This is a genomic window from Escherichia sp. WS1152 (genome assembly GCF_046487665.1).
Lineage (GTDB): Bacteria > Pseudomonadota > Gammaproteobacteria > Enterobacterales > Enterobacteriaceae > Escherichia > Escherichia coli.
Window position 1 is genome coordinate 77,320 of the sequence record NZ_JBJQJA010000005.1, and the last position, 18,891, is coordinate 96,210.

Sequence of the window (18,891 nt, forward strand, 5' to 3'; positions counted from 1 at the left end):
ATCAACCGCACTCTACTTCTTCTTCGCTGCAGCTCTGCGCCGTCTGTCCAAATCCTTCAGCAACTTGTTCACGCCATCATCGGCAAACATCGACTCAAGCGTTGCGGAAAGCTTGCGTCGCCAGTTTTTATACTGGTAACTGGTGCCAGGAATATTCACCGGTTCGGCCATATCCAGCCAGTCTTCCGGCTGTAGTCCTAACAGAGCACTGTTACTGTCGGCAATGTAGCGCTGCAAACCACGGTTCAGCGTCGGCGTCATCGACATCAACGATGCCTTATGCCCGGCACGTTTTGGCAGACAACCATATTTATGCAGTGCATCCAGCAGCCCTTGCTTCGCCAGTTCGCGATCCTGATACAGACCGCGCAGTACCACTTCATCCGGATACAGCCCCAGGGTTTTGCCCAACGTTAGATCCCCGCTCTCCCAGTAACCGCGCAGCGTAGGCAGGTCATGTGTCGCCGCAACCGCCATCGACTGCTCCGGATACGCTTTCGGTGCACGGAACGTCTTCTCGTGGTCGTTTTCGAAATAGAGCACTTTGTAGGAGTACACACCGCTGCTGCGCAGCTTACCGACAATCTCTACCGGTACGGTACCGAGATCTTCACCAATCACCATACAGCGATGACGTTTACTTTCGAGTGCCAGAATCGAGAGCAGATCATCCACCGGATAGTGAACATACGCGCCCTGATCTGCCGTCTCGCCATACGGTATCCACCACAAACGCAGCATCGACATCACATGGTCAATTCGTAATGCGCCGCAGTTTTGCATATTGGCACGCAACAGCTCGATAAACGGTTCATAGGCACGCGCGGTGATGATATGCGGGTCCATTGGCGGTAATCCCCAGTTCTGCCCCAACGGGCCGAGGATATCCGGCGGCGCGCCAACCGACGCTTTCAGGCAATATAGTTCACGATCACACCAGGTTTCCGCCCCACCTTCCGCTACGCCAACCGCCAGATCACGATACAAGCCAATCGGCATTTCATAGCCCTGGCTTATCTCCCAGCAGGCGGCAAACTGGCTGTAAGCCAGCCACTGCAACCAGAGATAAAAATCGACGTCATTACGATGTTCTTCGCAGAACTGACGCACTTCTGGTGAATCCACGTTCTGATACATCTCTGGCCATGCAGGCCAGCCCCAGCGCATTTCGTCCTCTTTCACTTGCTGGGCATGTAGCGCATCAAAGGCTGCCTGCCAGAACAGGCTGTCGCCCTGCTCTGCAACAAACTGGCGAAACGCGGTCATCTGCTCATCATCACGTTGCGCGAAACCTTTCCACGCCATTCGTAATGCTGTCATTTTTAGGGCGGTAACCGTGGAGTAATCGACCCAGTCGGCATCGCGCGCCTGTTGCAGCGTCTGTTGCGTGGTCGGCAACTGCCACCAGGCCTGAGCCTCTTCGCTAAGATGGAAATCTTCAACGGCGTTAACGTCGATATAAATCACATTCAGCCAACGGCGAGAAGACGGGCTGTATGGGCTGGCACTCTCCGGATTTGCCGGATAGAGCGCATGAATCGGGTTCAGGCCGATGAACGACCCGCCACGTTTTGCCACATCCACCAGCATCGCTTTGAGATCGCCAAAATCCCCAATACCCCAGTTTTTTTCCGATCGCAGCGTATAAAGCTGAACGCAGGCACCCCACAGCTTTTGTTTATTCAGCAACGCCTGCGGTTCGTAACAGCGTTTCGGGGCGACAATCACCCGGCAATGCGCGCGCTGGTCGTCCTGGGTGAGTGTCAGCGTGTGATAACCTTCCGGCAGCTTCGTCGGTAGATTGAACGCTTTGCCCCCCGTTACATGGCCTTTGTACTGTGTTCCTTCTTCGGTGGTCAGCAGCCAGCTATATTCGCCGCTGCCCTCCACCACCATCGGCATTTTTTTGCCGCTGGTATAAACCATGACATTCGGGACTGGCGTTACCGCCACTTTCGTGGCGGTACGTTGATGCATCGCGTCAAGCAAACGCCGTTTGGTTTCGGCGCTAATCGACTGCGGTTTACCGTGGGCATTGATGTAATTGGGGCTAATCCCCGCCGCCAGCGCGGCATTATCCAGACGTTTGCTTTCCATCGAGCTTCCTTAGCGTTTTGCCTGCCAGATACGAGCCTGATAATCGCGAATAGAGCGATCCGAGCTAAACATACCGCAGCGGGCGGTATTGAGGATCGCCGCGCGAGTCCAGGCCTCCTGGTCGCGGTACAGCACATCCACCTGCTTTTGTGCCTCAACATAGGCTGCGAAATCCGCCATCACCAGATACGGATCGCCGCCTTGTTTGCCGATACTGTGCAGCATCTGGTCGAAGGCATGCTTATCGCCGTCGCTGTATTTACCGCTTTCCAGCTCTTTCAATACTGCGTCCAGCACCTTATCTTTCTTCCGCCATTTCACCGGGTCGTAGCCTTTGGCCAGAATAGCCTTCACTTGTTCCACGGTATGACCAAAAATAAAGATATTTTCTTCACCGACTTTCTCGGCGATTTCAACGTTCGCACCATCCAGCGTACCGACAGTAAGCGCACCATTGAGCGCCAGTTTCATATTGCCGGTACCGGAAGCTTCTTTACCTGCAGTCGAAATTTGTTCGGAGATATCCGCCGCCGGGATCAGTTTTTCCGCCGCCGAAACGCAATAATCCGGCAGGAACACCACCTTCAACTTATCGCCAACCAGTGGATCGTTGTTGATCACGTCAGCCACTTTGTTGATCGCAAAGATAATATTCTTCGCCAGGTAGTAGCCCGGTGCCGCTTTCGCGCCGAAGAGGAAGACGCGCGGTACGCGATCAGCCTGCGGGTTTTCACGAATTTCTTTGTACAACGCCAGAATATGCAGCAGATTCAGGTGCTGGCGTTTGTACTCATGCAGACGTTTGATCTGAATATCGAAAATCGCCTGTGGATTGATCTCAATACCGGTACGAACTTTCACAAACTCCGCCAGACGGACTTTATTCGCCTGCTTGATCTCGCGATATTGCTGACGGAATTTCGCATCATCAGCGAATTTTTCCAGATTGATCAGCTGATCGAGATCGTTAGCCCACTCTTTTTGCAGTGATTTATCCAACAGAGCCGCCAGTGCAGGGTTGCACTGTTTGATCCAGCGACGTGGGGTAATACCGTTGGTGACGTTATGGAATTTGTTCGGCCATAGCTGGTGATATTCCGGGAACAGATCTTTCACCACCAGATCCGAGTGCAGCGCCGCAACACCGTTCACCGCGAAACCGCCAACCACACACAGGTTCGCCATATGCACTTGTTTATCGTGCACCACCGCCAGTTTGGCCCACACTTTTTCATCGCCCGGCCAGGTTTTCTCCACCAGCGTTTTAAAGCGAGTATTAATTTCGTTAATAATCTGCATATGGCGCGGCAGTAAGCCTTTCACCAGTTTCACATCCCAGCGTTCCAGCGCTTCTGGCATCAGGGTATGGTTGGTGTAAGCGAAAGTTTTGCTGGTAATGGCCCAGGCGTCATCCCAGCTCATCTGGTGCTCATCGATCAGCACGCGCAGCAGTTCTGGAATCGCGATAGTTGGGTGGGTATCGTTCAGCTGAATAACTTCGTAATCCGCCAGTTCGTGCAGTTTACGCCCCGCCAGATGATGGCGACGCAAAATATCTGCTACCGAACAGGCACACTGGAAGTACTGCTGCATCAAGCGCAGCTTTTTACCGGCAGTATGGTTGTCGTTTGGATAGAGAACTTTGGTCAGTTTTTCCGCATTGATGCCCTGCTGTTCGGCACGCAGGAAATCACCGTCGTTAAATTTAGTCAGATCAAACGGATGCGCGTGCGTCGCCTGCCACAGACGCAGCGGCTGCGCCACGCCATTACGATAGCCGACAACGGGGAGATCCCACGCTTGACCGGTAATGGTAAACTCCGGCTCCCAGCGTCCGTCTTTCGTCACTTTACCGCCAATCCCTACCTGCACATCCAGTGCTTCGTTGTGGCGGAACCACGGGTAGTTACTGCGATGCCAGTCATCCGGCGCTTCAACCTGTTTGCCATCGACAAAAGACTGGCGGAACAAACCATATTGATAGTTCAGACCGTAACCCGTCGCAGACTGACCGACAGTTGCCATTGAGTCGAGGAAGCACGCCGCCAGACGTCCCAGACCACCGTTACCCAGCGCCGGGTCGATCTCTTCTTCCAGCAGGTCCGTCAGATTGATGTCATAAGCCTTCAACGAATCCTGTACATCCTGATACCAGCCGAGATTCAACAGGTTGTTGCCCGTCAGGCGACCAATCAAAAACTCCATTGAGATGTAGTTAACATGTCGCTGATTCGCCACCGGCTTGGCGAATGGCTGAGCACGCAGCATTTCGGCCAGTGCTTCACTCACTGCTAGCCACCACTGGCGAGGAGTCATTTCAGCCGCAGAATTTAAGCCATAACGCTGCCACTGACGTGAAAGCGCTTCCTGAAATTGCTTATCGTTAAAAATAGGTTGTGACATAGGAGTTCCACTTTTCTTAGATTTTCAACACAACGTTATCGCTAGTTTGCCAGGCTCGATGTTGACCTTCCTCATCCTGCGGGGGATTAGGCAGGGAGGAGTTGCGGGGATGAGCAAGGAAATGTGATCTCAACCACTTAAAGCTAGTGCAAACCACAGGATTAGCAGCAAATCAATGCAATACAGCGCAGAAAATCTGTATCTAAGTGCAAAAAATGGCCGTTGCGTATTTTCAAAAAGCGGAAGGTAACTCTATAAATTAAGTAAAGGAGTGAAACAGTTTCATAAGTAAAATATCCAGTGTGCTCCATCTCATTCTTAATAGATTTATTAAGATCATCTTTTTAGATGGCACTTTCATCAGGAATGAAGAAGAAACCCTTGCTTAAATGAATCTGATGAACATAAGGGAAACCAGTATTCACGCTGGATCAGCGTCGTTTTAGGTGAGTTGTTAATAAAGATTTGGAATTGTGACACAGTGCAAATTCAGACACATAAAAAAACGTCATCGCTTGCATTAGAAAGGTTTCTGGCCGACCTTATAACCATTAATTACGAAGCGCAAAAAAAATAATATTTCCTCATTTTCCACAGTGAAGTGATTAACTATGCTGATTCCGTCAAAACTAAGTCGTCCGGTTCGACTCGACCATACCGTGGTTCGTGAGCGCCTGCTGGCTAAACTTTCCGGCGCGAACAACTTCCGGCTGGCGCTGATCACGAGTCCTGCGGGCTACGGAAAGACCACCCTCATTTCCCAGTGGGCGGCAGGCAAAAACGATATCGGCTGGTACTCGCTGGATGAAGGTGATAACCAGCAAGAGCGTTTCGCCAGCTATCTCATTGCCGCCGTGCAGCAGGCAACCAACGGTCACTGTGCGATATGTGAGACGATGGCGCAAAAACGGCAATATGCCAGCCTGACGTCACTCTTCGCCCAGCTTTTCATTGAGCTGGCGGAATGGCATAGCCCACTTTATCTGGTCATCGATGACTATCATCTGATCACTAATCCAGTGATCCACGAGTCAATGCGCTTCTTTATTCGCCATCAACCAGAAAATCTCACCCTGGTGGTGTTGTCACGCAACCTTCCGCAACTGGGCATTGCCAATCTGCGTGTTCGTGATCAACTGCTGGAAATTGGCAGTCAGCAACTGGCATTTACCCATCAGGAAGCGAAGCAGTTTTTTGATTGCCGTCTGTCATCGCCGATTGAAGCTGCAGAAAGCAGTCGGATTTGCGATGACGTTTCCGGTTGGGCGACGGCACTACAGCTAATCGCCCTCTCCGCCCGGCAGAATACCCACTCAGCCCATAAGTCGGCACGCCGCCTGGCGGGAATCAATGCCAGCCATCTTTCGGATTATCTGGTCGATGAGGTTTTGGATAACGTCGATCTCGCAACGCGCCATTTTCTGTTGAAAAGCGCCATTTTGCGCTCAATGAACGATGCCCTCATCACCCGTGTGACCGGCGAAGAAAACGGGCAAATGCGTCTCGAAGAGATTGAGCGTCAGGGGCTGTTTTTACAGCGGATGGATGATACCGGCGAGTGGTTCTGCTATCACCCGCTGTTTGGCAACTTCCTGCGCCAGCGCTGCCAGTGGGAACTGGCGGCGGAGCTGCCGGAAATCCACCGTGCCGCCGCAGAAAGCTGGATGGCCCAGGGATTTCCCAGCGAAGCGATTCATCATGCGCTGGCGGCAGGCGATGCGCTGATGCTGCGCGATATTCTGCTTAATCACGCCTGGAGTTTGTTCAACCATAGCGAACTGTCGCTGCTGGAAGAGTCGCTTAAGGCCCTGCCGTGGGACAGTTTGCTGGAAAATCCGCAGTTAGTGTTATTGCAGGCGTGGCTAATGCAAAGCCAACATCGCTATGGCGAAGTTAACACCCTGCTAGCCCGTGCTGAACATGAAATCAAGGACATCAGAGAAGGCACCATGCACGCAGAATTTAACGCTCTGCGCGCCCAGGTGGCGATTAACGATGGTAATCCGGATGAAGCGGAACGGCTGGCAAAACTGGCACTGGAAGAGCTGCCGCCGGGCTGGTTCTATAGCCGCATTGTGGCAACCTCGGTGCTGGGTGAAGTGCTGCACTGCAAAGGCGAATTGACCCGCTCACTGGCGCTAATGCAGCAAACCGAACAGATGGCACGCCAGCACGACGTCTGGCACTACGCCTTATGGAGTTTAATCCAGCAAAGTGAAATTCTGTTTGCCCAAGGGTTCCTGCAAACCGCGTGGGAAACACAGGAAAAAGCGTTCCAGCTGATCAACGAGCAGCATCTGGAACAGCTGCCGATGCATGAGTTTCTGGTGCGCATCCGAGCACAACTGTTATGGGCCTGGGCACGGCTGGATGAAGCCGAAGCGTCGGCGCGTAGCGGGATTGAAGTCTTGTCGTCTTATCAGCCACAGCAACAGCTTCAGTGCCTGGCAATGTTGATTCAATGCTCGCTGGCCCGTGGTGATTTAGATAACGCCCGTAGCCAGCTGAACCGTCTGGAAAACCTGCTGGGGAATGGCAAATATCACAGCGACTGGATCTCTAACGCCAACAAAGTCCGGGTGATTTACTGGCAAATGACCGGCGATAAAGCCGCCGCTGCCAACTGGTTGCGTCATACGGCTAAACCGGAGTTTGCGAACAACCACTTCCTGCAAGGTCAATGGCGCAACATTGCCCGCGCACAAATCTTGCTGGGCGAGTTTGAACCTGCGGAAATTGTTCTCGAAGAACTCAATGAAAATGCCCGCAGTCTGCGGTTGATGAGCGATCTCAACCGTAACCTGTTGCTGCTTAATCAACTGTACTGGCAGGCCGGACGTAAAAGTGACGCCCAGCGCGTGTTGCTGGACGCATTAAAACTGGCGAATCGCACCGGATTTATCAGCCATTTTGTCATCGAAGGCGAAGCGATGGCGCAACAACTGCGCCAGCTGATTCAACTCAATACGCTGCCGGAACTGGAACAGCATCGCGCACAGCGTATTCTGCGAGAAATCAATCAACATCATCGGCATAAATTCGCCCATTTCGATGAGAATTTCGTTGAACGTCTGCTAAATCATCCGGAAGTGCCAGAACTGATCCGCACCAGCCCGTTGACCCAACGTGAATGGCAGGTCCTGGGGCTGATTTACTCCGGTTACAGCAATGAACAAATTGCGGGCGAACTGGAAGTGGCGGCAACCACCATCAAGACGCATATCCGCAATCTGTACCAAAAACTCGGCGTCGCCCACCGTCAGGCTGCCGTGCAGCACGCGCAGAAACTGCTGAAGATGATGGGTTATGGGGTGTGAGTTTAGCCGGATAATGCATTGGATCCGGTTTACATCTTTACATCATTCAATACTCACCCGCGTTACGCCATCTGTTTCTATCAAACCAAACCGCACCGGCAAGAAACGCTCCACCACCGCGATATTGGTCAGCAGATGGCATGAAGGATGGGCGACCTTAAATTCTCCCGCGCCCGCCAGCGCCATCGGCAGTACCAGCTGGTCGGCGAGATATTCCCCCACTGCCGCCGGGCTTGCCAGGTAGCGTTTCACCTCTTTCACTAACTGCGCGGCTACCACCTCGGCACTGACGCGCTTTTCACCGACGACAAAAAAGCGTTCGGTGATATTTTCACTTTCGACTTCAAGCGAGACGGTATTACCCGGCCCCTGGTCACGCGGCAGGTTATGAATATTCTGCTCATGCAGGGAAAAACTACCCGCCAGCGTAGCGATTTCACGCTCAGCGACATGGCGCGGCACGCCAGCTAATAACACCTCTCCACGCATCTGCACAATGTTCCCGCGCTCGCCAAGTTGCAAGGTGTTAAACGATGCCACCGGCGAGACTTCCGTTGCCACCACGCCGCCTCCGGCAGGATAAAAACCGTGACGTAACAGCGTGGTTTGCTGATGAATTCCTATTTTCGCCAGCAGCGGCTCCAGCACCCGGCGGATAAAATCCGCAGGCGGGGCCGACGGGTTATCGGTGCCTCCGCTCACTTCAACACGCGAAGGTCCATCGGCAAACCACAGCGCGGGCAGCACCGTTTGCAGCACCAGCGTACAGCTTCCGGCACTACCGATAGCAAAGCGGTACTCGCCGCCGCGCACGGTGCCAGGCCGGAAGAGCAGACGCTGCGACCCCAGCTCCGCGCCTTCCACGGTTGCTCCGCAAATTTCCGTCGCCGCCTTTACCGCGGTCAGATGCTGGCGCAACAGCCCCGGTTTCGCCCGCCCGGCACGAATGCTGGTGATGGTAAATGGCTGGCCGGTTATCATCGACAGGCTCAGCGCCGAGCGCAGGATCTGCCCGCCACCTTCGCCCTGTGCGCCATCCAGCGCAATCATCCTTTTCATCATTTATCCTTTTACGCACACCACCTGACGCAGGGTATAGATAACTTCCACCAGATCGCTTTGTGCCGCCATCACCGCATCAATATCTTTATACGCCATCGGGATTTCGTCGATCACTTCGGCATCTTTACGGCATTCCACATGCGCGGTGGCACGAATTTGATCTTCCACGCTGAACAGTTTTTTCGCTTTAGTTCGGCTCATTACCCGCCCGGCACCGTGGCTGCACGAACAGAACGACTCTTCATTTCCCAGCCCACGGACGATAAAGCTTTTTGCTCCCATCGAACCGGGAATAATTCCATATTGACCAGCACGCGCAGACACCGCGCCTTTACGCGTCACGTAGATCTCTTCACCAAAGTGCTGTTCTTTTTGCACATAGTTGTGGTGACAGTTGATCTCTTCCATCGCCAGCGTTTGTGGCTGTCTGACCGTTTTCTGCGTAATGCTCTGCAATGCCGTTACCACGTTTTCCATCATCGCATCGCGGTTAAGGCTGGCAAAAAGCTGCGCCCAGGCCACGGCTTTCAGGTAATCATCAAAGTATTCCGTACCTTCCATAAAGTACGCCAGATCACGCGACGGCAACGTCTCAAGCGTTTCCTGCATCTCTTTTTGTGCCAGATCGATAAAGTAAGTCCCGATGGCGTTACCAATTCCGCGTGAACCGGAGTGCAGCATAATCCACACCTGGTCCGACTCATCAAGGCAGATTTCAATAAAGTGGTTACCGGTTCCCAGCGTTCCCAGGTGTTTATAGTTATTGGTATTCAGGAAACGGGGATATTTTTGCGTTAACCACTGATAACCGGCTTCAAGCTCAGCCCATTTAGCATCGACGTTAACAGGTGGATTTTCCCAGGCACCTTTATCACGTTTACAACGGCCAGTGGTACGCCCGTGCGGCACGGCCGTTTCAATCGCCTGACGCAGCTCTGCCAGGTTTTCAGGCAGGTCTTCCGCCGTTAACGCGGTACGCAGCGCGTTCATTCCACAGCCAATATCCACGCCCACCGCCGCCGGAATAATCGCCCCTTTGGTCGGGATCACGCTACCAATGGTGGAACCTTTACCCAGGTGTACATCAGGCATTACCGCAATATGTTTGAAAATAAACGGCATCTTCGCCGTATTAATAAGTTGCTGACGCGCATCGGCCTCTACCGGCACGCCTTTGGTCCACATTTTTACCGGGGCATTTTCAGTGGTCAGTAATTCGTAATTCATTTTGTTTTTCTCTTTTCGTTGTTTGCTGTCCTGATAATTGCAACCGTCGTGCCAGAAAATTAAATAAGCAGCTTAATTTTTTAATTCATTGTTTTAAAAAAGATTATATCTTTACGTCCGTAAACGGAGATTTTCCACAAAACCAATTCACCGATAATGAAATATCGTCTTTTATAAGGATATCTAAGATGCGTAAAACAGTGGCTTTTGGCTTTGTCGGTACCGTGCTGGATTATGCCGGACGCGGTAGTCAGCGCTGGTCGAAATGGCGTCCGACGCTTTGTTTATGCCAGCAAGAATCGTTAGTCATCGATCGGCTGGAATTGTTGCACGACACCCGCTCGCGCTCGCTATTCGAAACGCTTAAACGCGATATCGCCAGCGTTTCGCCAGAAACAGAAGTCGTGGGCGTTGAGATTGAACTGCATAACCCGTGGGATTTCGAAGAGGTTTACGCCTGCCTGCATGATTTCGCCCGTGGTTACGAGTTTCAGCCAGAAAAAGAAGACTATTTAATTCACATCACCACCGGCACCCACGTCGCGCAGATTTGCTGGTTTCTGCTGGCGGAAGCGCGTTACCTGCCCGCCCGGCTGATACAATCTTCACCTCCGCGCAAAAAAGAACAGCCGCGCGGCGCAGGTGAAGTGACGATTATCGATCTCGATTTAAGCCGTTATAACGCCATCGCCAGCCGCTTTGCCGAGGAACGCCAGCAAACGCTTGATTTTCTTAAGTCCGGCATTGCCACGCGTAACCCCCACTTCAACCGCATGATTGAGCAGATCGAAAAAGTGGCGATCAAATCCCGCGCGCCGATTCTGCTTAACGGTCCAACCGGCGCGGGCAAGTCATTTCTGGCGCGACGCATCTTCGAGTTAAAACAGGCGCGGCATCAGTTTAGCGGCGCGTTTGTGGAAGTGAACTGCGCCACCCTGCGCGGCGATACCGCCATGTCGACGCTGTTTGGTCATGTAAAAGGCGCGTTTACCGGGGCGCGGGAATCTCGTGAAGGTTTATTACGCAGCGCCAACGGCGGAATGTTGTTTCTTGATGAGATTGGCGAACTGGGCGCAGACGAACAAGCAATGCTGCTAAAAGCCATTGAAGAGAAAACCTTTTACCCGTTTGGCAGCGATCGCCAGGTGAGCAGTGATTTTCAGCTTATCGCCGGAACGGTGCGCGATTTGCGCCAGCTGGTTGCCGAAGGCAAATTTCGCGAAGATCTGTACGCGCGGATCAATCTCTGGACCTTCACCCTGCCGGGTCTACGCCAGCGCCAGGAAGATATTGAACCGAACCTTGATTATGAAGTGGAGCGCCACGCCACACTCACTGGCGACAGCGTGCGTTTTAACACCGAAGCGCGGCGCGCCTGGTTGGCTTTTGCGACCTCTCCCCAGGCAACATGGCGCGGTAACTTTCGCGAACTTTCTGCCAGCGTCACGCGGATGGCCACCTTTGCCACTAGCGGACGCATCACTCTGGACGTGGTTGAAGATGAGATAAACCGTCTGCGCTATAACTGGCAGGAGAGCCGCCCCTCCGCGCTTACGGCGTTGCTGGGCGCAGAGGCAGAAAACATCGACCTTTTTGACAGGCTGCAACTGGAACACGTGATAGCTCTCTGTCGCCAGGCAAAGTCGCTTTCCGCTGCCGGACGCCTGCTTTTTGATGTTTCGCGCCAGGGCAAAGCCAGCGTCAATGACGCGGATCGGCTACGCAAATACCTGGCGCGTTTTGGTCTGACGTGGGAAGCCGTGCAGGATCAGCACAGCTCCAGTTGAATATGATGGTCCGTCAGCACCTGCATTACGCTTACTGGCGGCGGGGCGTCGGTGTAGACGGCATCTACCATGCTGATGCTGCCCATATTGACCATCGCGTTACGGCCAAATTTCGAGTGATCGACAACCAGCATAACGTGGCGCGAGTTCTCAATAATGGCGCGCTTGGTGCGAACTTCGTGGTAATCGAACTCCAGCAGCGAGCCGTCGCTATCGATGCCGCTTATCCCCAGAATGCCGAAATCAAGGCGGAACTGGGAGATAAAATCGAGCGTCGCTTCGCCAATGATCCCGCCATCGCGGCTGCGTAATTCGCCACCGGCGAGAATAATGCGGAAATCTTCTTTTACCATCAACGTGTTAGCAACATTGAGATTGTTGGTGACAATACGCAAATTGCTGTGATTAAGCAGCGCGTGCGCCACCGCTTCCGGCGTGGTGCCGATATCGATAAACAGTGTCGAGCCGTTGGGGATTTGCTCCGCCACTTTGCGGGCAATCCTCTCTTTTTCTTCGGTCTGGGTGGCTTTGCGATCGTGCCACGGCGTGTTAACCGAACTGGAAGGCAGCGCCGCACCGCCATGGTGACGCAGGATCAGGTTTTGCTCCGCCAGCTCATTGAGGTCGCGGCGAATAGTCTGCGGGCTGACGGAGAAATGCTCTACCAGCTCTTCAGTACTGACATAACCCTGCTGTTTAACCAGTTCGATAATACCGTTGTGACGTTGTGTTTGTTTCATTTATAAATCCCTGGAATTATTTTCGTTTTCGCGCATTGAGCGAATCAACAAAAGCCATCGCTAAACCCACGGCTAACCCGGCGATGTGTGCTCCGTTCGCCATCGACATCCCAAACAAATCAAACCATCCGGCGACAATCCAGATCAGCGCAAAGATAATTAACCCACGTTGCAGGTAAATGCCACTTTGCGGATCGCGTTCACCACGTAGCCAGACGTAGCCCATCAGCGCATACACCACGCCAGAAAGCCCGCCAAACCACGGCCCGCTGAATTTTTGCTGCACATAGCCGCTTAACAGGGCGCTAATGAGAGTAATAACAATTAGCTTACCGCTACCGAGGCGTTTTTCCACCGCACCGCCGAGATACCACCACCAGAGCAGGTTAAAGAGGATATGCATCAGCGAGAAGTGCATTAACGCGTGGGTGAAGTAACGCCAGAACTCAAATTTCAGTGTTGGATCGAATGGCCAGGCCAGCCATAACATCACTTCCTGATCGCCGAGAATTTGCATGGCGATAAACACCACCACGCAGGCGATCATCACCACCCAGGTTACCGGACCTGCGCGTTCACGCAAGGCGGCAAAGAAAGGATAACGGCGATAATGCAGGCCACTGCCGGTATGGCCTGCCTGCCAGCTGGCCGCCAGATAACGCGGATCTGCCGGGTTTTCGAGAAAACGCGCCAGCTCCGCCCGTACGCGCTCGGCCTGGGACTCATCCGCCAGCCAGACATCGCTTTGGTTATGTTGTTGAATCGTGAGGATAACACCCTGCGTCGCCATGTAATCAACAAACGCCTGCGCCACGCGGGGGTTAGCAAAAGAGGTAATCATCAACATCGTTGCTGTCGCTTATTCCACACAAAAGGGGACAGTATAAAGCGTTACGCGCCGTACGCCACCTCTGCGGGAAACTGACGTTGCCAGGCTTCAAAGCCGCCGTCAATGCTATAGACCACATCGTAGCCCTGTTGCAGCAGATACTGCGCCGCGCCTTTGCTGCTATTGCCGTGATAACACATCACCATCACCGGAGTGTCAAAGTCGTTATCACGCATAAACGCGCCCAGCGTGTCGTTGGTTAAATGGAAAGCCTGCACCGCATGCCCCATTGCGAAACTCTGTGGATCGCGAATATCGACCAGCACCGCCTCTTTTTCCTGCAACTTCTGGTGCGCGACGGCAACGTTAATACATTCGAACTGATCCATGCGTCTCTCTTTCTTTACAAACAAGTGGGCAAATTTACCGCACAGTTTACGTCGAAGCGGCAGATAAACGCCATAATGTTATACATATCACTCTAAAATGTTTTTTCAATGTTACCTAAAGCGCGATTCTTTGCTAATATGTTCGATAACGAACATTTATGAGCTTTAACGAAAGTGAATGAGGGCAGCATGGAAACCAAAGATCTGATTGTGATAGGGGGCGGCATCAATGGTGCTGGTATCGCGGCAGACGCCGCTGGACGCGGTTTATCCGTGCTGATGCTGGAGGCGCAGGATCTCGCTTGCGCGACCTCTTCCGCCAGTTCAAAACTCATTCACGGTGGCCTGCGCTACCTTGAGCACTATGAATTCCGCCTGGTCAGCGAGGCGCTGGCTGAACGTGAAGTGCTGCTGAAAATGGCTCCGCATATCGCCTTCCCGATGCGTTTTCGCCTGCCACATCGTCCGCATCTGCGCCCGGCGTGGATGATTCGCATTGGTCTGTTTATGTACGATCATCTGGGTAAACGCACCAGCCTGCCGGGATCAACTGGTTTGCGTTTTGGCGCAAATTCAGTGTTAAAACCGGAAATTAAGCGCGGATTCGAATATTCTGACTGTTGGGTAGACGACGCCCGTCTGGTACTCGCCAACGCCCAGATGGTGGTGCGTAAAGGCGGCGAAGTGCTTACTCGGACTCGCGCCACCTCTGCTCGCCGCGAAAACGGCCTGTGGATTGTGGAAGCGGAAGATATCGATACCGGCAAAAAATATAGCTGGCAAGCGCGCGGCCTGGTTAACGCCACCGGCCCGTGGGTGAAACAGTTCTTCGACGAGGGGATGCATCTGCCTTCGCCTTATGGCATTCGCCTGATCAAAGGCAGCCATATTGTGGTGCCGCGTGTGCATACCCAGAAGCAGGCCTACATTCTGCAAAACGAAGATAAACGTATTGTGTTCGTGATCCCGTGGATGGACGAATTTTCCATCATCGGCACCACCGACGTAGAGTATAAAGGCGATCCGAAAGCGGTGAAGATTGAAGAGAGTGAAATCAACTATCTGCTGAAAGTGTATAACGCGCACTTTAAAAAACAGCTTAGCCGTGACGATATCGTCTGGACCTACTCCGGTGTGCGTCCGCTGTGTGATGATGAGTCCGACTCGCCGCAGGCTATTACCCGTGATTACACCCTTGATATCCATGATGAAAACGGCAAAGCACCGCTGCTGTCGGTATTCGGCGGTAAGTTGACCACCTACCGCAAACTGGCGGAACATGCGCTGGAAAAACTGACGCCGTATTATCAGGGCATTGGCCCGGCATGGACGAAAGAGAGCGTGCTGCCGGGTGGTGCCATTGAAGGCGACCGCGACGATTACGCAGCTCGTCTGCGCCGTCGCTATCCATTCCTGACTGAATCGCTGGCGCGTCATTACGCACGCACTTACGGCAGCAACAGCGAGCTGCTGCTCGGCAATGCGGGGGCGATAAGCGACCTCGGGGAGGATTTCGGTCATGAGTTCTACGAAGCGGAACTGAAATACCTGGTGGATCACGAATGGGTCCGCCGCGCCGACGATGCCCTGTGGCGTCGCACAAAACAAGGTATGTGGCTAAGTGCGGAACAACAATCTCGTGTGAGTCAGTGGTTGGTGGAGTATACGCAGCAGAAGCTGTCGCTGGCGTCGTGATTTAATGTAAGGTGGCCAGGTCAGATTTCAATCTGACCTGAGACTGATGACAAACCAAAAAACTGCCAGATGCGCTACGCTTATCTGGCCTACGTTGTTTATACAATATATTGAATTTGCATGATTTTGTAGGCCTGATAAGGCGTTCACGCCGCATCAGGCATGAACAAAGCGCCACGTTGTCAACAATCTGACCTACTTTTTGATTCAGGGAATTACCGCAAAGCCCACGCCATCATACCCAACGTAACAAAACTTAAGCACGTTCCCCACTCACTCCACTTCCGTATCTGGCATCTATTTTTGCTGCGCCACTGGCAATAATATCCCAACGCAAAACCAAGCTGTGCGCTTATTGGACCGATAAAGTCAATCCACGGTTGAGACCAAAATGGCGAAAAATTCAGTGGGAGCCAGACAACGGTCAGAAAGAAACTGCGCATATTTTCCAGCAATGCAATTTTCGCTGGCGCGACATAGAAAATGATATTCCACAGGAGCAACCAGAAATAAACTGGTACAAATACCAGCCAATAATGCAGTTTGCTTTTCAATTCAGGTGGCGTTCTGCGCGCAAATTGCCAACCAACGCCCACCATTGCACAGAAGAAAAGCGCATATTCAGCCGATAACCAAAGTTGTAATTGCAGAAGTGAAATACGCCTGATCATGAGCGGGATTGAGAACAGCATTTCCCCCAGAAAACTCAGCGTGATAATACAAGCAGCCAGCGCAACCACCGTCGGCCACACCAACAACGGCACAATAACAAAGCCGAGATATAGCGGATAAATATAAAGTCTGATTATATTCATCATTATTGTCCTGATGATTCGGGGGATGCTTCATACAGCGGCACATACCCCACATCCTCTACCAACTGTTGCCCCTGCTGACTTATAAACCAGTCAACAAATTTCTGCGTTTCCGGCGTGGGATTTTCACGCGTCACCATATAGGCATCCACAATGTATGGATAAGTGCCGTTGCGGATATTTTCCTCGGTAGGCGCAACGCCATTTATAGCCAAAAGTTTAATCTGCTTGCGCATTTTGAGCATATTGTCATTCATACGAGTGACGTAATAGTGGAAGGTGTACCCAATGGAAGATGGCGTGTTTTGATAGTCGGCAACTTCAGTAATTAAACCGCCCATAAGATCAATCACAGTGGATTTTTTAGCTGGCAGCATTGGGGTGTCTTGCATAACCAACCCCTTCATAATCGTTTGGCTTCCAGAATCTTCAGGGCGCTGCCAGACTTTTATATGTTCGTCACTACCACCTACTTTATTCCAGCGGCTAGTTTTGCCGCTAAAAATATCTTTAACCTGGTGCTCAGAGAGAGAATTTACCGGGTTATTAATACCAACGATAAAGACAAAGGCTTCGCGGGCGAAAGCGGTATATTTCAGTTTAACACCCGCTTCTTCTGCACGTTTTTTCTGTCCTTCCGACGGTTGCGCAACAAAAATAACCGTCGCGGAACCTTTAATCAGACTATCGTAGGCTTCAGCTGTTCGGGTTTGCTGCAAACCATACGCCTGCCAGGCCAGCGAGGTTCGATCCTTATCTTTTGGCTCGGGTACTAATTTATAATACGCGGAGGCATACAGCGGGTATAAGGCTGTAGCGCCGTACACTCTCGGCCATCTTGACCAATCATCGCTGTAACGTAATGCAGGTTGCCCCCGCAGAGACGTCAGTCCATGGCTCTCTTCTTCCCTGACGCTGTTATAGTACCCTTCCCGGTCGACACATCCCGCCAGTAACGCCGTGCCTAATAGTAAAACACCGGTGAATTTATTCATCTCGCTGATTCCTTTCTCTCGAGCGTTATTCCATTGTTGGATACAGCGGCACATATCCCACATCTTCTACCAGACTCTGCCCCTGCGGCGTTAAAAACCATTCGACCAGTTTTTGTGTTTCTGACGTTGTATTTTCTCTCGTCACCATAAATGCATCGACGATGTACGCATATTTGCCGTTGCGAATGTTTTCCGCCGTCGGTGTAATACCGTTAATCGCTAGCAATTTTATATTTTTATCAGCATTCATTTGCGTCGCGTAATAGCGGAAGGTATAGCCTATTGCGTTGTTTGTATTACGGTATTCGGCAACGACTTTAATCATTCCCTCCATCACGCTTGCCACTTCCGTTTCCTGCGGCGAGATCATGCGGACATTTTTCATGACCTGTGATTGCATCACTGTCTGGCTGCCAGAGTCTTCCGGGCGCTGCCAGGTCTGGATCTCCTGATCGTTACCGCCAACAGTACGCCAGTTGGTAATTGCACCACTGAAAATGTCACGCACCTGTTGTTCAGTCAGGGAATTAACCGGATTATCCGCATTGACGATGAAAACGAATGCTTCACGGGCAAAGGGGGTGTACAGCAAAGTGACACCAGATTCCTTTGCACGTTTTTTTTGCCCACCGGAAGGTTGCGCCACGAAAATAATATCAGCATCGCCCTTAACGATTTTGTTATATGCTTCTGGCGTACGAGAGTTTTCCAGATAATCCCAAACGTGAAAATCCTCTGGTATTACACTTAATGCATAAAATGCAGAAGCATAAATTGGGTACGCAGCCGTGGCGCCATCGATTCGCGGCCAGTTTTGCCTAAACTGAATTTGCGGTTTGCCGCGCAGCGGCGTCAGTCGATTATTGAGTTTATCGGGTCGCCAGGCCCAGATATCAATATTTTCGCGTACACCGACACCAGGATTTTGCTGCTTATATAAATGGGCCTGATACCCGGCGACAATACCAAGTAAGAGAAGTAGAAACAGGAGTAAGTTACGGCAACGTAGTCCGGACGTGCCGGATAAAGGATATCTGGTCGGCCAGGCGTATCCCAGCGAAAAACTGATATGCGCCCCAACGGGAATAATGACCATCCACCAGTACTCACCACCCACTAATGAGACTAAAAAAACGCCCAACCAGGGAAGCATAAGGTTTGCCAACCAACCAGCTCCCATCTGGCGAAATTGATAATCTGCCAGATGTAGCGTGATTATCCAGCCAACCAGGGTTAATAGCGCGGGTAAGAGAAAAAAGCATTGCCGCCAGACGGCTATTTCTCTGTTTTCTGGCGCGCTATCACCGGCCCACACGCGACCAGAGAAAAATATTATTATCGCCCCCAGCGTCAGCATAAAGACGTTGAGTAGAAGATAAATTGTTGGCGTGATAAGGATATTACAAACTTCAATAATACCGGTAAGCCCGACACCCAGCATGGCAACAACCGCTGCCAAAAATTGCGCCAGTATGGGGATGCCGAAAAAAGTCATTATCAGCGAGGTCAAAATCCATTTTCTATTTGGCATCATT

At 52.0% G+C, this 18,891-nt stretch carries 13 protein-coding genes; 3 read left to right on the plus strand and 10 right to left on the minus strand.

The genetic code is table 11. The features are described from left to right. Nucleotides 1–12: 12 nt before the first annotated feature. Both malQ and malP read right to left on the minus strand, forming a co-directional pair. Nucleotides 13–2,097, minus strand: a complete 2,085-nt coding sequence (malQ, locus tag ACJHW7_RS09970; RefSeq protein WP_000444353.1) for a 4-alpha-glucanotransferase — start codon at nt 2,095–2,097, stop codon at nt 13–15. A 9-nt stretch (nt 2,098–2,106) separates the two neighbouring features. Then, complete coding sequence (malP, locus tag ACJHW7_RS09975; protein WP_000081909.1) at nt 2,107–4,500, minus strand: maltodextrin phosphorylase; 2,394 nt, start codon at nt 4,498–4,500, stop codon at nt 2,107–2,109. A 611-nt stretch (nt 4,501–5,111) separates the two neighbouring features. Here malP and malT point away from each other — a divergent pair. Beyond that, the gene (gene malT / locus ACJHW7_RS09980; protein ID WP_000906970.1) at nt 5,112–7,817 is read left to right on the plus strand and encodes an HTH-type transcriptional regulator MalT; all 2,706 of its coding nucleotides are present in this window, start codon (nt 5,112–5,114) and stop codon (nt 7,815–7,817) included. Nucleotides 7,818–7,859: 42 nt separating this feature from the next. Here the strand turns inward: malT and rtcA are convergent, their stop codons facing one another. Next, complete coding sequence (gene rtcA, locus ACJHW7_RS09985; RefSeq protein ID WP_001387129.1) at nt 7,860–8,876, minus strand: RNA 3'-terminal phosphate cyclase; 1,017 nt, start codon at nt 8,874–8,876, stop codon at nt 7,860–7,862. 3 nt (nt 8,877–8,879) lie between these two features. Continuing rightward, nucleotides 8,880–10,106 (minus strand): RNA-splicing ligase RtcB, encoded by a 1,227-nt coding sequence (gene rtcB, locus ACJHW7_RS09990; RefSeq protein ID WP_001105504.1) that lies wholly within the window; start codon nt 10,104–10,106, stop codon nt 8,880–8,882. A 188-nt stretch (nt 10,107–10,294) separates the two neighbouring features. On the opposite strand from rtcB, the gene rtcR reads away from it, so the two are divergent. Beyond that, nucleotides 10,295–11,893, plus strand: a complete 1,599-nt coding sequence (gene rtcR, locus ACJHW7_RS09995; RefSeq protein WP_001232966.1) for a DNA-binding transcriptional regulator RtcR — start codon at nt 10,295–10,297, stop codon at nt 11,891–11,893. Here rtcR and ACJHW7_RS10000 read toward each other — a convergent pair. Genes ACJHW7_RS10000 through glpE form a run of 3 tightly spaced genes read right to left on the minus strand, consistent with a single transcriptional unit; the run spans nt 11,875 to nt 13,851 of the window. Then, nucleotides 11,875–12,633, minus strand: coding sequence for a DeoR/GlpR family transcriptional regulator (locus ACJHW7_RS10000; protein ID WP_000815099.1), 759 nt, complete (start codon nt 12,631–12,633; stop codon nt 11,875–11,877). The genes rtcR and ACJHW7_RS10000 overlap by 19 nt on opposite strands. Before the next feature lie 16 nt (nt 12,634–12,649). Beyond that, on the minus strand, nt 12,650–13,480 hold the full coding sequence (glpG, locus tag ACJHW7_RS10005) for a rhomboid family intramembrane serine protease GlpG (RefSeq protein ID WP_000928731.1): 831 nt from the start codon (nt 13,478–13,480) through the stop codon (nt 12,650–12,652). A gap of 44 nt (nt 13,481–13,524) precedes the next feature. Next, entirely contained in the window at nt 13,525–13,851 is a 327-nt protein-coding gene (glpE, locus tag ACJHW7_RS10010) for a thiosulfate sulfurtransferase GlpE (RefSeq protein WP_000371934.1), read from the minus strand. A gap of 189 nt (nt 13,852–14,040) precedes the next feature. On the opposite strand from glpE, the gene glpD reads away from it, so the two are divergent. After that, nucleotides 14,041–15,546: a glycerol-3-phosphate dehydrogenase gene (glpD, locus tag ACJHW7_RS10015; RefSeq protein ID WP_040235034.1), complete on the plus strand. Its 1,506-nt coding sequence runs from the start codon at nt 14,041–14,043 to the stop codon at nt 15,544–15,546. Between the two features lie 215 nt (nt 15,547–15,761). Here glpD and ACJHW7_RS10020 read toward each other — a convergent pair whose 3' ends face one another. From ACJHW7_RS10020 to ACJHW7_RS10030, 3 genes are read right to left on the minus strand one after another with little or no spacing between them, the layout of a single operon-like run. Next, nucleotides 15,762–16,364, minus strand: a complete 603-nt coding sequence (locus ACJHW7_RS10020; RefSeq protein ID WP_021557275.1) for a hypothetical protein — start codon at nt 16,362–16,364, stop codon at nt 15,762–15,764. Next, nucleotides 16,364–17,356 carry a PstS family phosphate ABC transporter substrate-binding protein gene (locus ACJHW7_RS10025; RefSeq protein WP_410233562.1) on the minus strand — a complete coding sequence of 331 codons (993 nt, stop codon included), beginning with the start codon at nt 17,354–17,356 and terminating at the stop codon, nt 16,364–16,366. The genes ACJHW7_RS10020 and ACJHW7_RS10025 overlap by 1 nt, the downstream gene beginning before the upstream one ends. A 25-nt stretch (nt 17,357–17,381) precedes the next feature. Next, nucleotides 17,382–18,890 carry a PstS family phosphate ABC transporter substrate-binding protein gene (locus ACJHW7_RS10030; protein WP_021557276.1) on the minus strand — a complete coding sequence of 503 codons (1,509 nt, stop codon included), beginning with the start codon at nt 18,888–18,890 and terminating at the stop codon, nt 17,382–17,384. Nucleotide 18,891: the final 1 nt, after the last annotated feature.

Excerpts from the sequence above, each read along its gene's own strand:
- malQ (WP_000444353.1), bottom strand. The coding sequence starts at position 2,097 with ATGGAAAGCAAACGTCTGGATAATGCCGCGCTGGCGGCGGGGATTAGC.
- malP (WP_000081909.1), bottom strand. The coding sequence starts at position 4,500 with ATGTCACAACCTATTTTTAACGATAAGCAATTTCAGGAAGCGCTTTCA.
- malT (WP_000906970.1), top strand. The coding sequence starts at position 5,112 with ATGCTGATTCCGTCAAAACTAAGTCGTCCGGTTCGACTCGACCATACC.
- rtcA (WP_001387129.1), bottom strand. The coding sequence starts at position 8,876 with ATGAAAAGGATGATTGCGCTGGATGGCGCACAGGGCGAAGGTGGCGGG.
- rtcB (WP_001105504.1), bottom strand. The coding sequence starts at position 10,106 with ATGAATTACGAATTACTGACCACTGAAAATGCCCCGGTAAAAATGTGG.
- rtcR (WP_001232966.1), top strand. The coding sequence starts at position 10,295 with ATGCGTAAAACAGTGGCTTTTGGCTTTGTCGGTACCGTGCTGGATTAT.
- ACJHW7_RS10000 (WP_000815099.1), bottom strand. The coding sequence starts at position 12,633 with ATGAAACAAACACAACGTCACAACGGTATTATCGAACTGGTTAAACAG.
- glpG (WP_000928731.1), bottom strand. The coding sequence starts at position 13,480 with ATGTTGATGATTACCTCTTTTGCTAACCCCCGCGTGGCGCAGGCGTTT.
- glpE (WP_000371934.1), bottom strand. The coding sequence starts at position 13,851 with ATGGATCAGTTCGAATGTATTAACGTTGCCGTCGCGCACCAGAAGTTG.
- glpD (WP_040235034.1), top strand. The coding sequence starts at position 14,041 with ATGGAAACCAAAGATCTGATTGTGATAGGGGGCGGCATCAATGGTGCT.
- ACJHW7_RS10020 (WP_021557275.1), bottom strand. The coding sequence starts at position 16,364 with ATGATGAATATAATCAGACTTTATATTTATCCGCTATATCTCGGCTTT.
- ACJHW7_RS10025 (WP_410233562.1), bottom strand. The coding sequence starts at position 17,356 with ATGAATAAATTCACCGGTGTTTTACTATTAGGCACGGCGTTACTGGCG.
- ACJHW7_RS10030 (WP_021557276.1), bottom strand. The coding sequence starts at position 18,890 with ATGATGCCAAATAGAAAATGGATTTTGACCTCGCTGATAATGACTTTT.